The 17,453-nt window shown below is 63.8% G+C and carries 15 protein-coding genes; 8 read left to right on the top strand and 7 right to left on the bottom strand.

The window, feature by feature from the left end:
* Positions 1–10: 10 nt before the first annotated feature.
* The 5 genes from R0232_RS43245 to R0232_RS43225 are packed head-to-tail and all read right to left on the bottom strand — an operon-like array spanning position 11 to position 4,440.
* Positions 11–1,006: an amidohydrolase family protein gene (locus R0232_RS43245; protein WP_431513462.1), complete on the bottom strand. Its 996-nt coding sequence runs from the start codon at positions 1,004–1,006 to the stop codon at positions 11–13.
* 17 nt (positions 1,007–1,023) lie between these two features.
* The gene (locus R0232_RS43240) at positions 1,024–1,539 is read right to left on the bottom strand and encodes an aromatic-ring-hydroxylating dioxygenase subunit beta (RefSeq protein ID WP_431513461.1); all 516 of its coding nucleotides are present in this window, start codon (positions 1,537–1,539) and stop codon (positions 1,024–1,026) included.
* A complete protein-coding gene (locus R0232_RS43235; protein WP_431513460.1) occupies positions 1,536–2,846 on the bottom strand; it encodes an aromatic ring-hydroxylating oxygenase subunit alpha in 1,311 nt (436 codons plus the stop codon). Before R0232_RS43235 ends, R0232_RS43240 begins: the two co-directional genes overlap by 4 nt.
* Positions 2,847–2,872: 26 nt before the next feature.
* Positions 2,873–4,126, bottom strand: coding sequence for an NAD(P)/FAD-dependent oxidoreductase (locus tag R0232_RS43230; RefSeq protein WP_431513459.1), 1,254 nt, complete (start codon positions 4,124–4,126; stop codon positions 2,873–2,875).
* Positions 4,123–4,440: a non-heme iron oxygenase ferredoxin subunit gene (locus tag R0232_RS43225; RefSeq protein WP_431513458.1), complete on the bottom strand. Its 318-nt coding sequence runs from the start codon at positions 4,438–4,440 to the stop codon at positions 4,123–4,125. Before R0232_RS43225 ends, R0232_RS43230 begins: the two co-directional genes overlap by 4 nt.
* A gap of 499 nt (positions 4,441–4,939) precedes the next feature.
* On the opposite strand from R0232_RS43225, the gene R0232_RS43220 reads away from it, so the two are divergent.
* The 6 genes from R0232_RS43220 to R0232_RS43195 all read left to right on the top strand — a co-directional run bounded on the left by R0232_RS43220 (position 4,940) and on the right by R0232_RS43195 (position 12,858).
* Positions 4,940–7,321 (top strand): xanthine dehydrogenase family protein molybdopterin-binding subunit, encoded by a 2,382-nt coding sequence (locus R0232_RS43220; RefSeq protein WP_431513457.1) that lies wholly within the window; start codon positions 4,940–4,942, stop codon positions 7,319–7,321.
* A complete protein-coding gene (locus R0232_RS43215; RefSeq protein ID WP_431513456.1) occupies positions 7,318–8,169 on the top strand; it encodes an FAD binding domain-containing protein in 852 nt (283 codons plus the stop codon). The genes R0232_RS43220 and R0232_RS43215 overlap by 4 nt, the downstream gene beginning before the upstream one ends.
* Positions 8,170–8,234: 65 nt before the next feature.
* Entirely contained in the window at positions 8,235–9,413 is a 1,179-nt protein-coding gene (locus tag R0232_RS43210; protein ID WP_431514666.1) for a xanthine dehydrogenase family Fe-S subunit, read from the top strand.
* A gap of 117 nt (positions 9,414–9,530) precedes the next feature.
* Complete coding sequence (locus tag R0232_RS43205) at positions 9,531–10,337, top strand: alpha/beta fold hydrolase (RefSeq protein WP_431513455.1); 807 nt, start codon at positions 9,531–9,533, stop codon at positions 10,335–10,337.
* An 82-nt stretch (positions 10,338–10,419) separates the two neighbouring features.
* The gene (locus tag R0232_RS43200) at positions 10,420–10,959 is read left to right on the top strand and encodes a MarR family winged helix-turn-helix transcriptional regulator (RefSeq protein ID WP_203208423.1); all 540 of its coding nucleotides are present in this window, start codon (positions 10,420–10,422) and stop codon (positions 10,957–10,959) included.
* A gap of 108 nt (positions 10,960–11,067) precedes the next feature.
* Positions 11,068–12,858, top strand: a complete 1,791-nt coding sequence (locus R0232_RS43195; RefSeq protein WP_431513454.1) for an acyl-CoA dehydrogenase — start codon at positions 11,068–11,070, stop codon at positions 12,856–12,858.
* A 153-nt stretch (positions 12,859–13,011) separates the two neighbouring features.
* Here the strand turns inward: R0232_RS43195 and R0232_RS43190 are convergent, their stop codons facing one another.
* A complete protein-coding gene (locus R0232_RS43190) occupies positions 13,012–13,674 on the bottom strand; it encodes a helix-turn-helix domain-containing protein (protein WP_431513453.1) in 663 nt (220 codons plus the stop codon).
* A gap of 128 nt (positions 13,675–13,802) precedes the next feature.
* Here R0232_RS43190 and R0232_RS43185 point away from each other — a divergent pair, with 128 nt between their 5' ends.
* Entirely contained in the window at positions 13,803–15,053 is a 1,251-nt protein-coding gene (locus tag R0232_RS43185) for an NAD(P)/FAD-dependent oxidoreductase (protein ID WP_203208059.1), read from the top strand.
* Between the two features lie 30 nt (positions 15,054–15,083).
* Positions 15,084–16,550 carry an N-acyl-D-amino-acid deacylase family protein gene (locus tag R0232_RS43180; protein WP_203208060.1) on the top strand — a complete coding sequence of 489 codons (1,467 nt, stop codon included), beginning with the start codon at positions 15,084–15,086 and terminating at the stop codon, positions 16,548–16,550.
* Positions 16,551–16,754: 204 nt separating this feature from the next.
* On the opposite strand, the gene R0232_RS43175 is transcribed toward R0232_RS43180, so the two are convergent.
* Positions 16,755–17,450: a DJ-1/PfpI family protein gene (locus R0232_RS43175; protein ID WP_203208061.1), complete on the bottom strand. Its 696-nt coding sequence runs from the start codon at positions 17,448–17,450 to the stop codon at positions 16,755–16,757.
* Positions 17,451–17,453 lie beyond the last annotated feature (3 nt).

Genomic DNA, 17,453 nt, shown 5'->3' with positions numbered 1-17,453 from the left:
TTTGAAAGTGTCAGATCTGTAGGAGCGCCAGATCCTGCGGGCTGCCCAGCTTGAAGAGCCGGCGGGCATTGCCGTAGCAGACCAGCGCACGAGTTCGCTCATCGAGCGGCGCCCCTTCGATGAAGGTGCAGGCCTCGGCGGTGGACTCGTAGGGATAGTCCACGGAGAAGAGCACGGCTTGCGCACCGAGCTCGCCGATAGCGCCAAGCAGTGCTGGCGCGGAGCACACGCCGGACGTCGTGATCAGGATGTTGCTGCCGATGTACTCGCTGGGCTTACGTGCCAACTTGATGCCCGAGGGATAAGCAGCGAAGCGGCTGTCGATGCGCCAGCGTTGATACGGCAGGGCCTCGCCCATGTGACCCAGCAGCAGATTCAATCGCGGGAAGCGGTCGAACACCCCGCCGAACAGCAGGCGCAAGGCATGCCCCGCCGTTTCCACGCCCCATCCCCAGGCGGCTCCCTGGAGCACCGGCATGCCTTCCAGCAGCGCCGGTGGCTGGCTGAACGCGTTGGGGTGCAGGTAGATGGGCACGCCGAGCGCCTGCGCGCGCTCCCAGAACACATCGAATTCGCTGCCCTCGTAGTAGCGGCCCAGGGTGTGGCCATTGATCAGCGCACCCTTGAAACCGTGCTCTACGACCGTGCGCTCCAGCTCTCGCGCAGCCTCGTTCGGGTCCTGCAATGCCACGTGGGCAAAGGCGCCGAATCGTTTCGGATGGCGCGCTACGCGCTCGGCGAGGAACTCGTTGTTCTCGCGTGCGCGCCGGACGGCGGAAGCAACATCCGTCTCGGCCTGCACGCCGGGCATCGTCTGCGACAGCACGGCGAACTCGATGTTTCCGGCGTCCATCTCGGCCAGGCGCTGGTCGTCGAAGTCGCTCAGCCTGGCGTCGAGCCGGGCCACGAAGTCGGCTGGCAATGCGCGTGTGTACTTGGCGGAGTACGCATCGAAGCCGGGGGCGGAGAAGTGCTCCTCGAGCGCGATCTTGGGAGTTCGATTCATCATTGTCTTCATCGGGTTCAGACCGGGTAGGCCAGGGCTGTGTCAAGAATCTCGGTGTCGTGCACCACTTCGCGGCTGGCGATAAGCAGCCGTTCGCCTTCGCGCACAAAACGGTCGTGATAGATGCCGGCGAGATGCACGGTGGAAGGTCCCTCGACGAGGGTCTGCATCAGGATGAAGGGTGTCTGCGAGCTGATCGTGTCGCTCGTCTCTTGCAGCACCCGTGTGATGCCCAGGACATGCAGCATGTGGCGGGGCGCAAACATCTGCGAGTGCGCCACGGCGAGCGCGCGATCAGTGATCATGTCCAGGCCCTCGCAATAGACGAGGCCAACGGGCATGTTCAGCAGCGCGTTCTGACGCGAGGTGATCCGGTACTTCGCTTCCTTGCTGAAGAACTCGGGCCAGCGCTCGACATCGTTAGCATCGAGGACGGCGCAGTACTCGACATGGAAGGAGTCGATCTCCGCGCGCAGTTCGGCGGCGCGACGGGGCGACATTACAGAGCGGGCGTAGGCGAGTTGCTCCTTCATGCTGCCATCTCCGCGACACGGATGCCCATGACGCCTCGGTAGTACTCGTAGAGCGAGCGGATGCACGACTCCGAGATCAGGTTGCGTGCCGTGCCCTGGTGGCCAGCATCGAGCTTGACGACGTTGTTGTCTGTGGACGAATTGCGGATGCCCTCCTGCACGAACTTCAACGCCTCGTTGTCCTCAAGGCCGAGAAAGCCCGACGGCCCCATCAGGTTGCCTTGGCGGAGGCGGTGCCGCGTCATCTCCGGCGTGTCGTCTTCGTAGCCGAACATCGTCCACTGCATCACCATGCTGTTGGGGCCGTTCGGGATGATCTGGCGCACACCCATCGTGTTCATCTGGCGCTGCACGATCAGGTTCGGCCACATGGTCATCATGTTGGCGGACCAGGGCGAGTCGAACTCGCGCACATAGTCCAAAAACCGCTCGTCGCGCAGCCGAAGGTTGTCGCTGAACGAACGCATCTCCGCCTTGTCGTCGGCGGCGACGGTGGCATAGACCTGGTCGGGCTTGGACGATGCCATGTAGCCGTGACGGCCATGTTCCTTGTCTGCGAAGACGATCGACTTGATACCCGGCACGAGAAGGCCGAACACGACGAGGAACGAGTGCAGCAACGTCGCGTGATAGGGATCCTTGAGGTTCTCGTGATACATCTTCCAGTTGCACGGAAGCTCGTTGCGGCAGTAACCCAGGATCCTGAGCTTCTTGCCCGAAAACGGAACGTCGAATTCATCGACGATCTCCTTGGTCATGTACTCCTCCAGCGGCGGAGTCTTGTCGGAGTAGGTGGCGAACACCACGCCGTTGCGCGTCGCCACGCGCAGCTGGCGAGTACCGTGCTCCGCGTTCTTGAAGTCCGGTGGCATGCCGCCGATCTTGTTGATTCCGCGCTTGAACGGAACGCCTTGCAGATTGCCCTTGAGGTCGTAGGACCACTGGTGGTAGGGGCAGACGAACTCCTTGGCGTTGCCGTGGCTGGAGCGGCAGAATTCGGCGCCGCGGTGAGCGCAGCGGTTCTCAAAGACGGAGATCGTGTTGTCTTCCGCGCGAACGATCACTACGGCCGTGGCGCCTACATAACCGCGCTTGTAATCGCCAGGGTTTGGAATTTCCGCTTCCAGGGCCACGAAGTTCCAGGTGTCCCCACGGAAGATGCGCTCGATCTCCTGGTCATAGATGGCCTGGCTGGTGTACACCCAGTCGGGGATGTTGTTGAGCGCGTCGGCGGGCCAGACGCACTGCTCCAGGGGCGGGTTCTTTCTGGCATTGGTGATGCCGATGACCGCCTGCGATTGATACATGAAAGCTCCTTGACTCTGAGAGGTGGTTAAACGATGGCAGCGGCGCCGGCCTGGATCTGCCTGGCCCAGGCGCGCAGGTTGGTGGCGTCCAGCAGGAAGTCGTCGAACTGCACGGACAGCCCTTTTTCGAAGAGGGGACGAATGGCGCGCAGATCGGCGCCCGCATTCAGGGCGACGCCATGGAGCGGAACGCCGCCCCGATGGCCGATCCATAGCGCCTTGCCGGAGGCCGGATCGCCTCGGCGCAGGTAGTCGAGACCCAGAGCCGGCAATCCAAGCATCTGGATGTTGTGTTTTCCCTGGTCGGTCCAGAACCAGGGCACTGCCGGCACGGGAATGGACAGGCCAAGCATGGCGGCTGCGGCGGTGCGTGCCTGGTCGTTGGCGTTCTGCCAAGATTCCAGTCGCATGGGCGCCCCCTGTCCGGGCCGTTGCTGGCTTGTGCAATCGCCGCATGCGAAGACTCGCTCGTCGCTGGTGCGGCACAGCGCGTCGACCAAGACGCCACCTCCAGCCGCAGTCGCCAGCCCTGCGTCGCGGGCTAGCGAATCGTTGGGCGAGAGGCCGATGGCGACGACGACCTCATCGACTTCCAGCTCGCCCGTATCCGTGGCGAGGCGGATTCGACCATCGGGCAGTGAGTGGATGCCGCCAACGGAGGCTCCGAGCAGCAACCGTGTGCCGGCCTCGCGCATCCCGGATTCGAGCCACATCGACGCCTCCGGAGGCAGGAAGCGATCAAGCAGGGACCTCGCTCGCTCAAACACGGTCACCGATGCGCCCGTGGACATCGCGGCGTGAGCGATTTCGAGGCCGAGGAAACCGCCTCCCAGAATAGCGACCTGCGGTTTGCCATGAAGGGCAACGCGCAGCCTGCGTGCATCGTCGAGGGTGCGCATGTAGTGCACATGCGGATGACCAGCTGGAGCCCATGCCAGCGCGTTCGGCTCCCCGCCCGTAGCAAGAAGGCACATCTCGTATGCGAGCACCTGGCCTGTGGCAAGGCGGACCTGTCGCTTTGAGACATCCAGGTCAACTGCATCGCTGCCGCTCAGCAAGTTGATGTCGCCGAGTGCCCAGACCTCCTGCGATAGAACGTCGAGACGCGGCTCTTCCGCCGCCACCAGAACAGCCTTCGACAACGGCGGACGCTCATACGGCTTGTGGCGTTCCCGCCCCACCATCGTGATGCCGCCGCGAAAGCCCGCCTCGCGCAACGCACGGGCCGCAACTGCCGCCGCCTGGCCCGCGCCGACGATGAGAACACCTGGCGACGTCATTGGGCCTGGGGCGACAACACATAGATGTCGTCGCCTACCCGCTTGACGGGATGGGTGCGCAGATCCACGGTGACCGGCGCACACATCGCCTTGCCTGTGCGAATGTCGAAGCGGCCCTGGTGCAGCGGACATTCGACGCAACCATCCTCCACATAGCCTTCCGAGAGCAGCGCCGTGGCATGCGTGCACATGCCGTCCGTGGCAAAGAACTCGTCATCGATACGAAAAAGCGCGACGCCTTGGCCCGCGACGTTGACGGTCTTCGCTTCGTCGTTACTCAGCTCCTGCGCTGAAGCAACCTTGATCCATTCCATCGTTCGATCCTGTCGATCTTGAGCATCAAAAGTAGTCAGTGTACTGACATAAATGGCGATTTGTCCCAAGTTTTTTGTTCGGGTTTCTACGGAATTCCGACGCCCCAAGATGGACTTGCACAACCTAGGCTTTCGCATCGATATGGCGCGTTTTCATAGGAAAGATGCACCATTTATGGAAGATCTCCTCACTGTCTTCCGCGCTTCAACGAAACATCTTTCCACGCGATCCAATGCCGCATACACTTATGACAGTTAACTGACTTAATCGGAACGCCAGCGGGCTGACCAACACTTTGGATCGAGGTGCTACGCGTGCGAGCCGGCGTCTCGGTCCAAGCGCTGAACCGGGTGCGAAGAAGCTTCGATGCCGTCCCTTTACGGGGAACGTGGCTGGGAGGCATGGGCGCGATCGATTTGGCTGGTTCGTATCTCGCGTGTCAGACGCTGCACATCCGGTGCAGCTCGGCACATGGAAATCGGAAGGAGAAGAAAACTGATGGACCACGCAGACATTCCCGCGCGTCTGTTAAAGCGCGAAGGCATCGGTGCCAGAGTGCCGCGCAAGGAAGACGCGCGTCATCTGGTGGGCAAGGGCAACTTCGTCGGCGACTTCGTGCTGCCGGGCCTACAGGAGGTTGCCTTCCTGCGGAGCTCACTGGCCCATGCCGTCGTCACCGGCGTCGAGATTCCCGAGACGCTGGCCGGGAAGGTGTTCCTGCGGGAAATGATGTCCGACGCGGCAGACATAGGCTCGCCGTCTTCGCTGCCCACCTACCAGTACTCGGCATTGCCGCCACTGGCCTCCGGCAAGGTTCGCCATGTCGGCGAGGCCATCGCGATGGCGGTTGCCCCGACGCGCGCCATGGCGGAAGACCTGCTGGAGGAGGTGGAGGTCTCGTATGACGAACTGCCCGTCTACCACAGCGCTGAGTCCGCCCTCGCCGCCACGAAAGAGTTCATGCATCCCGAATGGAAGGACAACGTGTTTCTCACGCTGCGGGCCAATCGCGACTTCGAGGAGCTTGCCGCGAAGGCCGAGGTGAAGGTCAGCCGCACGGTCGAGTTGTCGCGTCAGTGCATCGTCCCGCTGGAGGGCAAGTCGGTGCTCGCCTACTGGGACTTCCAGACTGATCAACTCGTGGTCGTCAGTGCGACCCAGGTTCCGCATCTGCTGCGTGTGGGGATCGCCCAGCACCTCTCGATGAACGAAGAGGCCGTACGCGTCGTGTCACCGGACGTCGGGGGCGCCTTCGGCTACAAGGGTCAGCTCTACCCCGAAGACCTGTGCGTTGCCTGGCTCGCCAAGACGTACCGCACACCGTTTCGCTACCTCGAAGATCGACGCGAGCACCTGATCGTCGGCGCCAACACGCGGCAGCATCACTATCAGCTCACCGCCTATGCGGACCGCACCGGCAAGCTCCTGGCGCTGGACGCAGTCATCACCATCGACGGCGGCGCATATTCCTACTATCCCTTCTTCGTCGGCCTGGAACCAGGGCAGGCGATCGGCAACCTGCCCGGCCCCTACACCTTTCGAGGCTATCGATGCGAGACCCTCTGCGTCGCGACCAACAAGCCCGGGTTCATGGCCTATCGCGGCGTCGCGCGCACGGGTGTCTGCTTTGCCATCGAACTCCTCATGGATGCGGTGGCGCGTGAAGTGGGGCGCGAGCCATGGGAAGTGCGGATGGAGAATCTCGTGCCGGCCGCTGCCATGCCCTATGTCAACGTCGCCAACAAGCACTTCGACAGCGGCGACTTCCCTGCAAGCCTGCGCCGCGCCGTGGAGATGATCGGACTGGACGCGGTACGCGAGCGCCAGGCGCGCGGTGAGCCGGACGGCCGTCTCATCGGCTTCGGCACGGCCACCTATACCGAGCAGTCTGCCCACGGCACGACGGTGTTCGCCAACTGGGGGCTGCCAGTGGTACCCGGCTTCGACCAGGCAGTCGTCAGAATGACCGCTGACGGCGGACTCGAAGTGCGTGTCGGCGTGCACTCGCATGGCCAGGGCATGGAGACCAGCTTCGCGCAGATCGCCAACGACGTGCTCGGCATCCCGGTGGCCAGAATCCGGGTGGTGCATGGAGACACCGCGCTGACCCCGTTCTCCTCGGGCACCTACGCCTCGCGCGCCACGGTCATGTCAGGAGGGGCCATCTCGGTCGCGTGCAAGGAACTCCTGCCCCGCATCCAGTCGATCGCGGGCTACCTCATGGGGGTGGATGCGCCGACCGTCGCATTGATCGAAGGTCGCGCCGTGGCCGGCGACAAGTCGATCCCGCTGTCGGACGTCGGTGGCGCGTGGTACCTCACGCCGCAGGATCTGCCTGCCAACGTTCATCTCGGTGGTCTGGAGGTGTCGCGGGCGTACAAACCCAACGTTGATACCGGCACCTTCACCTATGCGACGCACGCAGTGGTGGTGGCCGTCGACACCGAAACCGGCGAAGTCGAGATCCTCGACTACGTCGTCGTCGAAGACTGCGGAACCATGGTCAATCCGATGATCGTGGAAGGGCAGACCATCGGCGGCATCGCGCAGGGCATCGGCACCGCCATGTACGAGGAGAGCCCGTACGACGACCAAGGCCAGCCGCTTGCTTCCACCTTGGCTGACTACATCCTGCCGGGCGCCACGGAAGTGCCGCGCATCCGGATAGAACACTTCGAGACACCTTCACCGCACACCGAATTCGGTGCCAAGGGCGTGGGCGAAGGCGGCGCGATCGCACCGCCGGCCGTGATCTTCAATGCCGTGAACGATGCCCTGCGGGGCACAGGTGCCGCCGAGGTGCTGATGACGCCGTTGACACCACGCCGCCTGCTCACGGCACTCGAAGGTGCGAGGCGCGAGCAGGAGCACGCACGATGAAGGCGCCGAAATTCGCGTACGCGCGCGTCCTCGAGGTGGATGAGGCAATCGCGACGCTGGCCGCCGGCGCCGGCGCCGCAAAGGCAATGAGCGGAAGCCAGTCGCTCGGACCGATGCTCAACCTGAGGCTGGCGCGGCCCGCACAGGTGGTCGACGTCGCACACATTCCCGGCTTGCGCGCGGTAACCCGCAAAGCCGACTGGGTCGAGATCGGTGCTGCCGTCACCCATGCCGAGATCGAGGACGGCGTGCACGCGCCGCTGGCTGAACATCCCATGCGCCAGGTCGCGCGCGGAATCGCCTATCGCGCGATCCGCACTCGAGGTACCGTCGGCGGCAGTCTGGCGCATGCCGATCCTGCGGCCGACTGGGTCGTGACCCTCGCGGCACTCGGCGCGCGCGTAGCAATCAGATCGCCGCGAGGCGGGCGCACAGCCGAGGCCGACGCGTTCATGCTCGGCGCCTACACGACCGTGCTCGAGCCCGATGAACTCATCGTCTCCGTCGCGGTGCCCTCGCAGACCCCAACCACGCATTGGGGATACCACAAGGTCTGCCGCAAGCCGGGCGAGTTCGCAGAGGCCAGTGCGGCGGTCTATTTCGATGCCTCGCGAAAGCGTGCCCGGATCGTGCTGGGAGCCGTCGATGGCCCTCCCCTGCTGCTGCACACGTTGGCCGCGGAGATCGCGCTCAAGGGCACGGTCGTGGCGGGACGCGAGGCATTGCGCGCGGCCGTGCATGCGGCACTCCCCGAACGCGACGCCATCGACCGGAAACTCTTCACGGCCTGCCTGGAGCGCGCACTCGATCAGTCCGGCATCTTTGCCGGCCCAAAACAAGCGGAGTAAGAGACTTGGACCCCATTTCCATTCAAGTGAACGGCCGCAGCTTCAGCCGGCAGGCCGAGCCGAGAATGCACCTTGGCGACTTCCTGCGTGACGAACTACACCTGACAGGAACGCACCTCGGCTGCGAACACGGCGTCTGCGGCGCCTGCACGGTGCTCGTTGACGGCCAGCCCACGCGCTCGTGCATCACCTTCGCCGTGGCCTGCGAAGGCCGTGAAATCACCACCATCGAAGGCTATGAAGATGACGCGGTCATGCGACGGCTGCGGCAGGCGTTCACGCACCACCACGCACTGCAGTGCGGCTTTTGCACGCCGGGAATGCTTACCACGGCGCGCGACATCGTGCTTCGCCTGCCCGAGGCCGATGAGGCGTGCGTGCGTCTTGAGCTCTCCGGGAACCTGTGCCGTTGCACGGGCTACCAAGGCATTGTGGACGCCATCCTGGACGTCTTGCAGCAGCAGCGGGCCAGCCCCGACGCACAGTTCGAGCAACTGCGGCAACGATTGACCGCCCCGCGATCGGTCGCGATGACGCGTGTCGCCGCGGTGGCGCCAGTCGGATCGGCCTCCCCGTCCACTTCGAACTCCGCTCCATCGAGCAGCAAGTCGGCCGCGTCCGCATCGAGCGCTGCTGCGGATATGGCGGAAGTCGATCCGGTGGCGATGGCCAAGGCCAAGGCGAAGGGCAACGCGATTGACGTCCATTTCGACGTGCCGTATCCGGTCGATCGGGTGTGGGAATTCATGGGCGACTTGCCCGCCGTGGCTTCATGCCTGCCGGGCGCAACCATCGACTCGCATGAGGGCGAAAGAGTCAAGGGCACCATCGCCATCAAGTTCGGCCCGATGTCGGCGGCTTTCGCGGGTGCTGCTCGGCTGGAGCGTGACGACGCAGCCAAGCGTGCCGTCCTCCGGGGCGCGGGCCAGGACAGCTTGAGCAAATCGCGTACCCAGGGCGACATCAGCTATCGGCTCGAGGCGCTGTCGGTCGACAACACCCGGGTGCACGTGGACATGATCTACGCGCTGCAGGGGCCGCTCGCGCAATTTTCCCGCTCTGGCCTTGTGAAGGATTTCGTGCGCCGCATGGTGGCGGACTTTGGAAAACAGATCACCCGCAGACTGGGCGGGCAGGCGGTGTCGACCAACGAGCCGCAGCCCACCGTGTCCATGGCGGCAATGATGTGGAGCGTGCTCTGGAACCGCATCCGCGGCTGGTTGGGAAAACCGCCGCGGCCTTGATACGCGCCACGCCGGGTTTCACAAGCCCGGCGCAACGGACAGGTTTTTTTCATCGATGCAATCTTCAACACCAGCCGGGAGCGAGAGCGACTGTGTATGGAACAGCTCGGAGTCGCAATGAGTTCCCTTCTTCATGGCTATCACGTACGTGCGAACGGGGTGCGGCTGCACCTGCTGCGCTATGGTGGGCAGGGCCCGCGCATGCTCCTGCTGCCGGGCATCACGAGCCCCGCGATCACCTGGGGCTTCGTCGCCGAGCGACTGGCTCGCCACTTCGACGTCCATGTCCTGGACTTTCGGGGACGCGGCTTGTCCTCGAGCGCGCCCGGCATGGACGCGAGTCTCGATGCCATGGTGACCGACGTGCTCGAGCTGTTGGGGGTTCAAGCATGGTCTTCCGTGACGCTGCTGGGCCATTCGATGGGCGCGCGCGTTGCGATTCGGGCGGCTGCGCGCGACGCCCGACGTATCGACAGGCTGCTGCTGGTGGACCCCCCAGTCTCCGGTCCCGGCCGCCGCCCGTATCCCGTGCCACTGCCTTGGTATCTGGAATCGATTCGGATGGCCATCAAGGGCGTCACGGCAGAAGAACTTCGGCCCTATGCGCCGACCTGGACGGACGAACAGCTGCAACTGCGAGCTGAGTGGCTGCATACCTGCAGCGAGGAAGCCATCGTGCAGGCGCATGCCGGTTTTCATAGCGACGACATCCACACCGACCTTGCCAAGTTGCGGACGCCCGGACTTCTCATGACGGCAGGTCGAGGTGGTGTGGTACTTGCGGAAGACTTGGCAGAGCTTGAAGCACTCGCGCCTGGCTTGTCCCATTGCACGGTGCCTGGCGCCGGCCACATGATCCCCTGGGAAGACGAGGCAGACTTTCATCGCCAGCTGGGCGAGTTTCTGAAGGTCGACCTGCTGTAGCGGGCCCGGAGGCAGATTGGCATTCTATTCGCACAGGGAGGAGCCGATACACTCGTCGGCTGACACTATTGGCGATCTCGAGATGATGACGAAGCGTTCTCCGGCCCGAAAGAAGAACACAGGCAGCGTGACGGAGGTGCAAGCGGCCAAGCCCCCTGGCCCCGAGCCTTTCAATCCGCTGCGCGAAGTGATGTGGCGGCGTCCGGGCTTCCTGATTCGTCGCTTGACCCAGATCGGCCAAGCACTCTTCTTCGACCTGTGCAAGTCAGAAAGCATCACGCCGCTGCAGGTCGGCATGTTGACGGCGCTGTCGATGAATCCCTGGCTTGATCAGAAGGCCATCGGCAGGGAGCTTTCCCTGGACCGGACGACGACGGCGGAAGTGCTCAAACGCCTGGGCGACAAGGGACTCGTCGAAACGCGCGTCAACCCCGACGACCGGCGCTCGAGGCTTTCGGTGATCACCAAGGACGGCCTGAAACTGATCAACGACCTACAGGAAAGCATCCACCGATCTCAGGAGCTGTTGATCCAGCCGCTGTCCCCAGAAGATCGCGCTGTCTTCATGAAACTGCTGGTCCAACTCGTGGATGCACACGAAAAGATGGACAAGCAAGGCTAGTCCTTCAGGTTCATACCGAGTGGCCTCCTGCCGCCCGGCCGGTGCCTTCTGTTGGGCCCAGCCGTATTTCCCGACTACTTTGGAATTGCTGCAAGAAGCAAGATCGAGATGAGCTACACCGCCCCCTTCAAGGACATGCTGTTCGACATCGAGCACCTGGCCAACATCGGCGAGATTGCCAGGCTGCCCGGCTTCGAGGACGCCGGCCTCGAGACCGCGCAGGCCGTGCTCGAGGAATGCGCGCGCTTCAACCAGGACGTGATCGCGCCGCTCAACGTCGCGGGCGACCGCAATCCCTCGTCGTTCAAGGACGGCGAGGTCACGACCACGGCCGGCTTCAAGGACGCCTTCGCGCAGTACGTGTCGGGCGGCTGGCAGGGCCTGCAGCATCCGGCCGACTTCGGCGGCCAGGGCCTGCCCAAGACCATCGGCGCGGCCTGCGGCGAGATGCTCAATTCGGCCAACATGAGCTTCGCGCTGTGCCCGCTGCTCAGCGACGGCGCCATCGAGGCGCTGCTGACCGCGGGCTCCGACGAGCTCAAGGCCACCTACCTCGAGAAGCTCGTGAGCGGCCAGTGGACCGGCACGATGAACCTCACCGAGCCGCAGGCCGGCAGCGACCTCGCGCTGGTGCGCAGCCGCGCCGAGCCGCAGCCCGACGGTACCTACAAGGTCTTCGGCACCAAGATCTTCATCACCTACGGTGAGCACGACATGGCCGAGAACATCGTGCACCTCGTGCTCGCGCGCGTGAGCGGCGCGCCCGAGGGCGTGAAGGGCATCAGCCTGTTCGTGGTGCCGAAGTTCCTGCTGAACGCCGACGGTTCGCCGGGCGCGCGCAACGACGTGCACTGCGTGAGCATCGAGCACAAGATGGGCATCAAGGCCTCGCCGACCGCGGTGCTGCAGTACGGCGACCACGGCGGTGCCGTCGGCTATCTCGTGGGCCAGGAGAACCGCGGCCTCGAGTACATGTTCATCATGATGAATTCGGCCCGCTACGCGGTGGGCATGCAGGGCATCGCGATCGCCGAGCGCGCCTACCAGCATGCCGTGGCCTATGCCCGGGAGCGCGTGCAGAGCCGCCCGGTCGACGGCTCGATCAATGCGAGCGCGGCGATCATCCATCACCCCGACGTGAAGCGCATGCTGATGACCATGCGTGCCTACACCGAAGGCTGCCGCGCGATGGCCAGCGTGGCCGCCGCGGCCTACGACGCCGCGCACCACCATCCCGATGCCGACGCGCGCAAGCAGAACCAGGCCTTCTACGAATTCATGGTGCCGCTGGTCAAGGGCTACAGCACCGAGATGAGCCTCGAGGTGACCTCGCTGGGCGTGCAGGTTCATGGCGGCATGGGCTTCATCGAAGAGACCGGCGCGGCGCAGTACTACCGCGACGCGAAGATCCTCACGATCTACGAAGGCACGACCGCGATCCAGGCCAACGACCTCGTGGGCCGCAAGACCGCGCGCGACGGCGGCCAGACCGCCAAGGCCATCGCCGCGCAGATCGAGAAGACCGAGGCCGAGCTCGCGAAGAGCGACAGCGCCGCCGCCAAGGCCGTGCTCAAGCGCCTGAAGGCCGCGCGCGAGGCTTTCGTCGAGGTGGTGGATTTCGTCGCGGGCCAGACCAAGGCCTCGCCCAATGCGGTGTTCGCGGGCAGCGTGCCCTACCTGATGCTCGCGGGCAACCTGGTGGCCGGCTGGCAGCTCGCGCGTTCGCTGATCGTGGCGCAGGACCAGGCCTCGCACAACGTCGACGTCGACTTCATGCAGGCCAAGATCACCACGGCGCGGTTCTATGCCGAGCACATCCTCGCGAAGGCGCCGGGCCTGCGCGACAGCATCGTCGACGGGGCCGAGAGCGTGAACGCGCTGGCGCTCGAGGCCTACTGATGACTTGCAGACAGCTTCGTTCGAGGCAGCGTCTATGAAGACGGCGCTGTATGGGGCTGTATCGAGGCTTGTGGTGGCATGTCACCCACCCCACCATCCGCTTTGCTATGGCACTGCGCCGCCGGCGCCGCTGTTCGCCGGCGCGAGACGGGCTCAGCGCTCAATGGCTGGGTAGTTTTCGGTCATGACCACGATCAACCGAGCCAAGTGACGGCCCGTACTGACATAGGTATGCCCGATTCGACTGTCAAAGTAGAGCGAATCACCTCGGGCGAGTTGGATGCAACGACCGTTTTCGAAATGAACGTCGACCTCTCCGCGCAGTGCATAGACGAATTCTTCGCCATCGTGTCGAGCGAAATCGTCCGGCCCGTCGATGCTGCGGGCATGGATGGTGGCCAAAACTGGTCGCATAGTCTTCCCTAGTGCTGTGGCACCCAGAAACTCGTAGGACACGTTTAGACCTTTGTAGCTCACGCCTTCGCTTGCACGCGTGAGCACCGGTTCGGCCAGCGGGCCCTGCTGTTTGCCGTCCTCCGCGAAGAGCGTGCCCATGTCTATGTTCAGCGCCTGCGCCAACGCCGAGATGTTGTCGTAACCCAAGGCCAGTTGACCGCGTTCAGCGCGCGAGATAGTGGGGATGGAGACGCCAGACAGATCAGACACCTTTTGCAGGGTCCACCCGAACTGCTGGCGCGCCAAGCGCAGACGCTTGCCGAATGTCACGCGGTCCAGCGTGACCGTCGTGGGCGCCGCCGATGGACGCGTTTCGAGATGCGGTTTCAAGTAGTGCTCGAGGGGGCTGGGCAGCGTCAAGTTTAAATCGGATCGCTGGCTATAAAAATTTGCATATATGAAAAAAGAGCCTTAGCATTCGCGCACCGCCCAGCAGCCGCCGGGCGACCCTCTCTGTATCGAAGCACGCTGGGACGTGTTCATATCCAATGCACAAATCGGAGTTCATGGTGCTTGGCGCGGGTATCGTTGGTGTCAGCACCGCCCTTGCCCTGCAGGAACGCGGCCATGCGGTCGTGCTGGTGGATCCCCATGGGCCCGGCACCCGAGCTTCGTACGGCAATGCGGGACTGATCCAGCGAGAGGCGGTAGAGCCCTATGGTTTTCCGCAAGACCTCGCCACGCTGCTGCTCGCGGCGGTTGGCCGCTCCAACGCCATCTACTATCACTTCAAAGCCTTGCCAAGCCTGGTGGCACCACTGCTGCGCTACTGGCGCCATTCGCGACCTGGTCCCTATGCACGCGCAGTGGCGGCTCACAGCAGCCTCATTGCCCACTCCACTGAGGCACATGCACCCCTGATCGCAGCGGCCGGCGCCGACGCGCTGATCGGCAAGCAAGGCTGGCACCAAGCCTTTCGCAGTGTCAACCGCCTTGCCAAGGCGGTTGCCGATGTCCAGCGAATACGCGCGAACTACGGATTGAACTGCCAGGTAATGGACGGCGAAGAATTGGCGGCCGCAGCGCCTGCGCTCAAACAAAGGATGGCCGGCGCCGTCCTCTGGGAGGACGCATGGAGCGTGTCCAACCCCGGTGAATTGGTGCGGCGCTACGCCCGTCTGTTCGAGCGTCGCGGCGGGACCATCCTCCGCGAGGACGCGAATTCGCTGCGCAGCGATGGCGCCGGATGGGCCGTGGGTGCGACGGACGTGGGATCGTCGTTGACCTCTGCTCAGGTGGTCGTGGCCATGGGCGCTTGGTCGGACGCGCTGGTACGGCGCTTGGGGTACCGCTTCCCAATGTTCGTCAAGCGCGGCTATCACCTTCATTACCGGATCAAGACCACTTTAGCGAAGCCAATGCTCGACACCGAGAACGGCATCATGCTGTCGCCCATGTCACAGGGCTTACGCGTGGCCACAGGCGCCGAGTTCGCGCGGCTCGGGGCGTCCCCCACACCAGTGCAGATGCATCGTTCGAACAGCATCGTGCGCGAGCTTTTGGACCTTGGGGAGACGGTGGAGTCGCAACCGTGGATGGGCGCCCGCCCATGTACGCCAGACATGTTGCCTGTCATTGGCAAAGGCCATCTACACCAGGGCCTGTGGTTCAATTTTGGTCATGCGCACCAGGGACTGACGCTAGGGCCCGCCACTGCGCGACTTCTGGCTGAGCAGATAGAAGGCGGCGCGACCTATATCGACCACCAGCCCTTCGTCCCGCAGCGCTTCGCGCGCTGACGGTCGGTTCACCAGTCCTCGAGAGAATCTATGCCGAAATATCCACACTACGACCTTTTGGTGCGCGGAGGCACCGTCATTGACGGATCAAAAGCGCCTCGCTTCGTCAGCGACGTGGGGGTGCGACAGGGCCGTATCGCTGCGGTGGGCGATCTGCGATCACACACGGCCGACGAGGTCCTGGACGCGACGGGCATGATCGTGGCTCCCGGCTTCATCGACTCGCACACGCACGATGACCAAGCGGTGCTGTCCCAGGCGGAGATGATTTTTAAGGTTTCGCAAGGCGTTACCACGGTCGTCACCGGGAATTGCGGACTCAGCGCGGCGCCGCTGAAGACCGACATGCATTTGCCCTCGCCCATCGACATCCTGCAGACTCCGCCGAGCCAGCGTTACAGCACCTTCGCAGCCTATCTGGCAGCATTGCGCGCCACGCCATCGTCCGTGAACGTGGTCCCGTTGGTCGGCCATACCACCTTGCGCGCCGTCGTGATGGATTCGCTGGACCGTGCCGCCACGCCGGACGAGGTGGCCCAGATGCGGCTGCTGCTGGAGGAGGCACTTGCAGCCGGCGCGTTGGGAATTTCAACCGGAACCTGGTATCCACCAGCCCGGCATGCAACCACCGAGGAGGTGCTCGGCGTTTGCGCTCCGCTTGCCAGCCACGGCGCCATGTATGTGACCCACATGCGACATGAGGACCATCGCGTCATGGACGCGCTGGAGGAGACGTTCCACATCGGCCGCACGCTGGGCGTGACAGTCCTTGTCTCGCACCACAAGGTCATGCACAGCGCCAACTTCGGCCTGACGCGCGAAACGCTGCCCTTCATCCTCGAGACCATGAAGAAGCAGCCGGTCTGCCTGGATTGCTATCCCTACACCGCCGGTTCCACCATGATCCTGACTGACCCGGACATGCTGAAGAACCGGGTCACCATCGCTTCTAGCGAGCCGCATCCAGAGTGTGCCGGGCGTGACCTCGACAACATCGCGCAGGAATGGGGTGTGTCCGTCGTCCAGGCTGCAGAACGCCTGCGACCCGGTACAGCGATCTACCACTTCATCGACGAGACCGAAATGCAGAAGATCATGGCTTTTGATGAAACCATGATCGGCTCGGACGGCATCCCCGTCGGCAACAAACCCCATCCTCGGTTGTGGGGTACCTTTCCAAGGGTGCTGGGACGTTACTCGCGCGATCTGTCCCTCTTCCCCCTGGAGACGGCAGTCTGGAAGATGACCGGTCTGACAGCTCGCAACTTCGGGCTCCTCGATCGGGGCGAGATCAAGCAGGGTCACCATGCCGACTTGGTCGTTTTCGACGCCGACACGGTCAAGGACCGCGCGACTTATGAAAACCCGACTCTGGCGGCGGAGGGCATCGCGCACGTCGTCGTCAATGGGTCGCTGACCTGGAGCGCGGGAGCTCACACCGGCGCACGACGCGGCGCAGTGCTGTGCCGAGCATCGGCAACGGTCGAAGGCCCGTAGCCGAATCGCGCGCGGGGTCGCGGACTGCCAGGGCCAGGCGCGTGTGCCTGCGGCAACGCGGGCACTGGATACAGTGCTCAGCGGCCGCGGAAAAACCTCAGGGTTTCGACGTATGCCAGTTTGCTGCCGTTGTCTTCAGATTCGGCCAGTGTCATACCGACCTCTCGCGAGACAAGTTCGTAATTTGCAGACCTGTCGAATCTGCTAGTCGGCTTTGCGCTGCACGGCCTCTACACACGCGGCTTCCCGTCGTGCCAGCATCGCCCCTGCCATCACCTTCACCGCGGCCTGCGTGTCCGCATCCGCTACGCTCGGGTGCCCACTGTTGAAGGGCGGCGCCGGGTCGTATTCCAACATCAGTTGCAGCCTCTTGGCCACATCCTCACCGCGCAGCAGATCCAGCAATACGAAAGCAAAGTCAAGCCCCGAGGTCACGCCGGCGCCGGTGACGCGATTGCGATCAATCACCACGCGTTGCGGCGTGACAAGCACAGGAAACATCCGCAGGAAGTCGAGCGACAGCCAATGGCAGGTGGCCTTGTAGCCATCGAGCAACCCGGCCGCCGCCAGGAGCAACGAGCCAGTGCAGACCGAGGTGACCCATTGCGCGCCAGGTGCCTGCCGGCGCAAGAAGTCCAGAAGTTCGTCGTCGCCCATCAGATCGTTTTGACCTGGCCCCCCAGGCACAACGATCACGTCCAACTGCGGCGCCTCGGAGAACGACATGGTTGGCGTGACGAGCAGGCCGGTGTCGCATTTCACTGGCTGGCGGCTTTTCCAGACCAAGTGGCAGACGCTGTCGGGCGTACGCGCCAGCACCTCAAAGGGTCCGAGCGCATCCAGCGAGGTCATGCCCTCGAACACGAGCACGCCGATCTGTAGGGAAGTTTTGGAGTTCATAGC

The sequence above is a fragment of the Variovorax sp. DAIF25 genome (assembly GCF_050711835.1).
Taxonomy (GTDB): Bacteria; Pseudomonadota; Gammaproteobacteria; order Burkholderiales; family Burkholderiaceae_C; genus Variovorax.
Note: the sequence above shows the minus strand (reverse complement) of the source record. Positions and strands in the feature narration are given on the sequence as shown.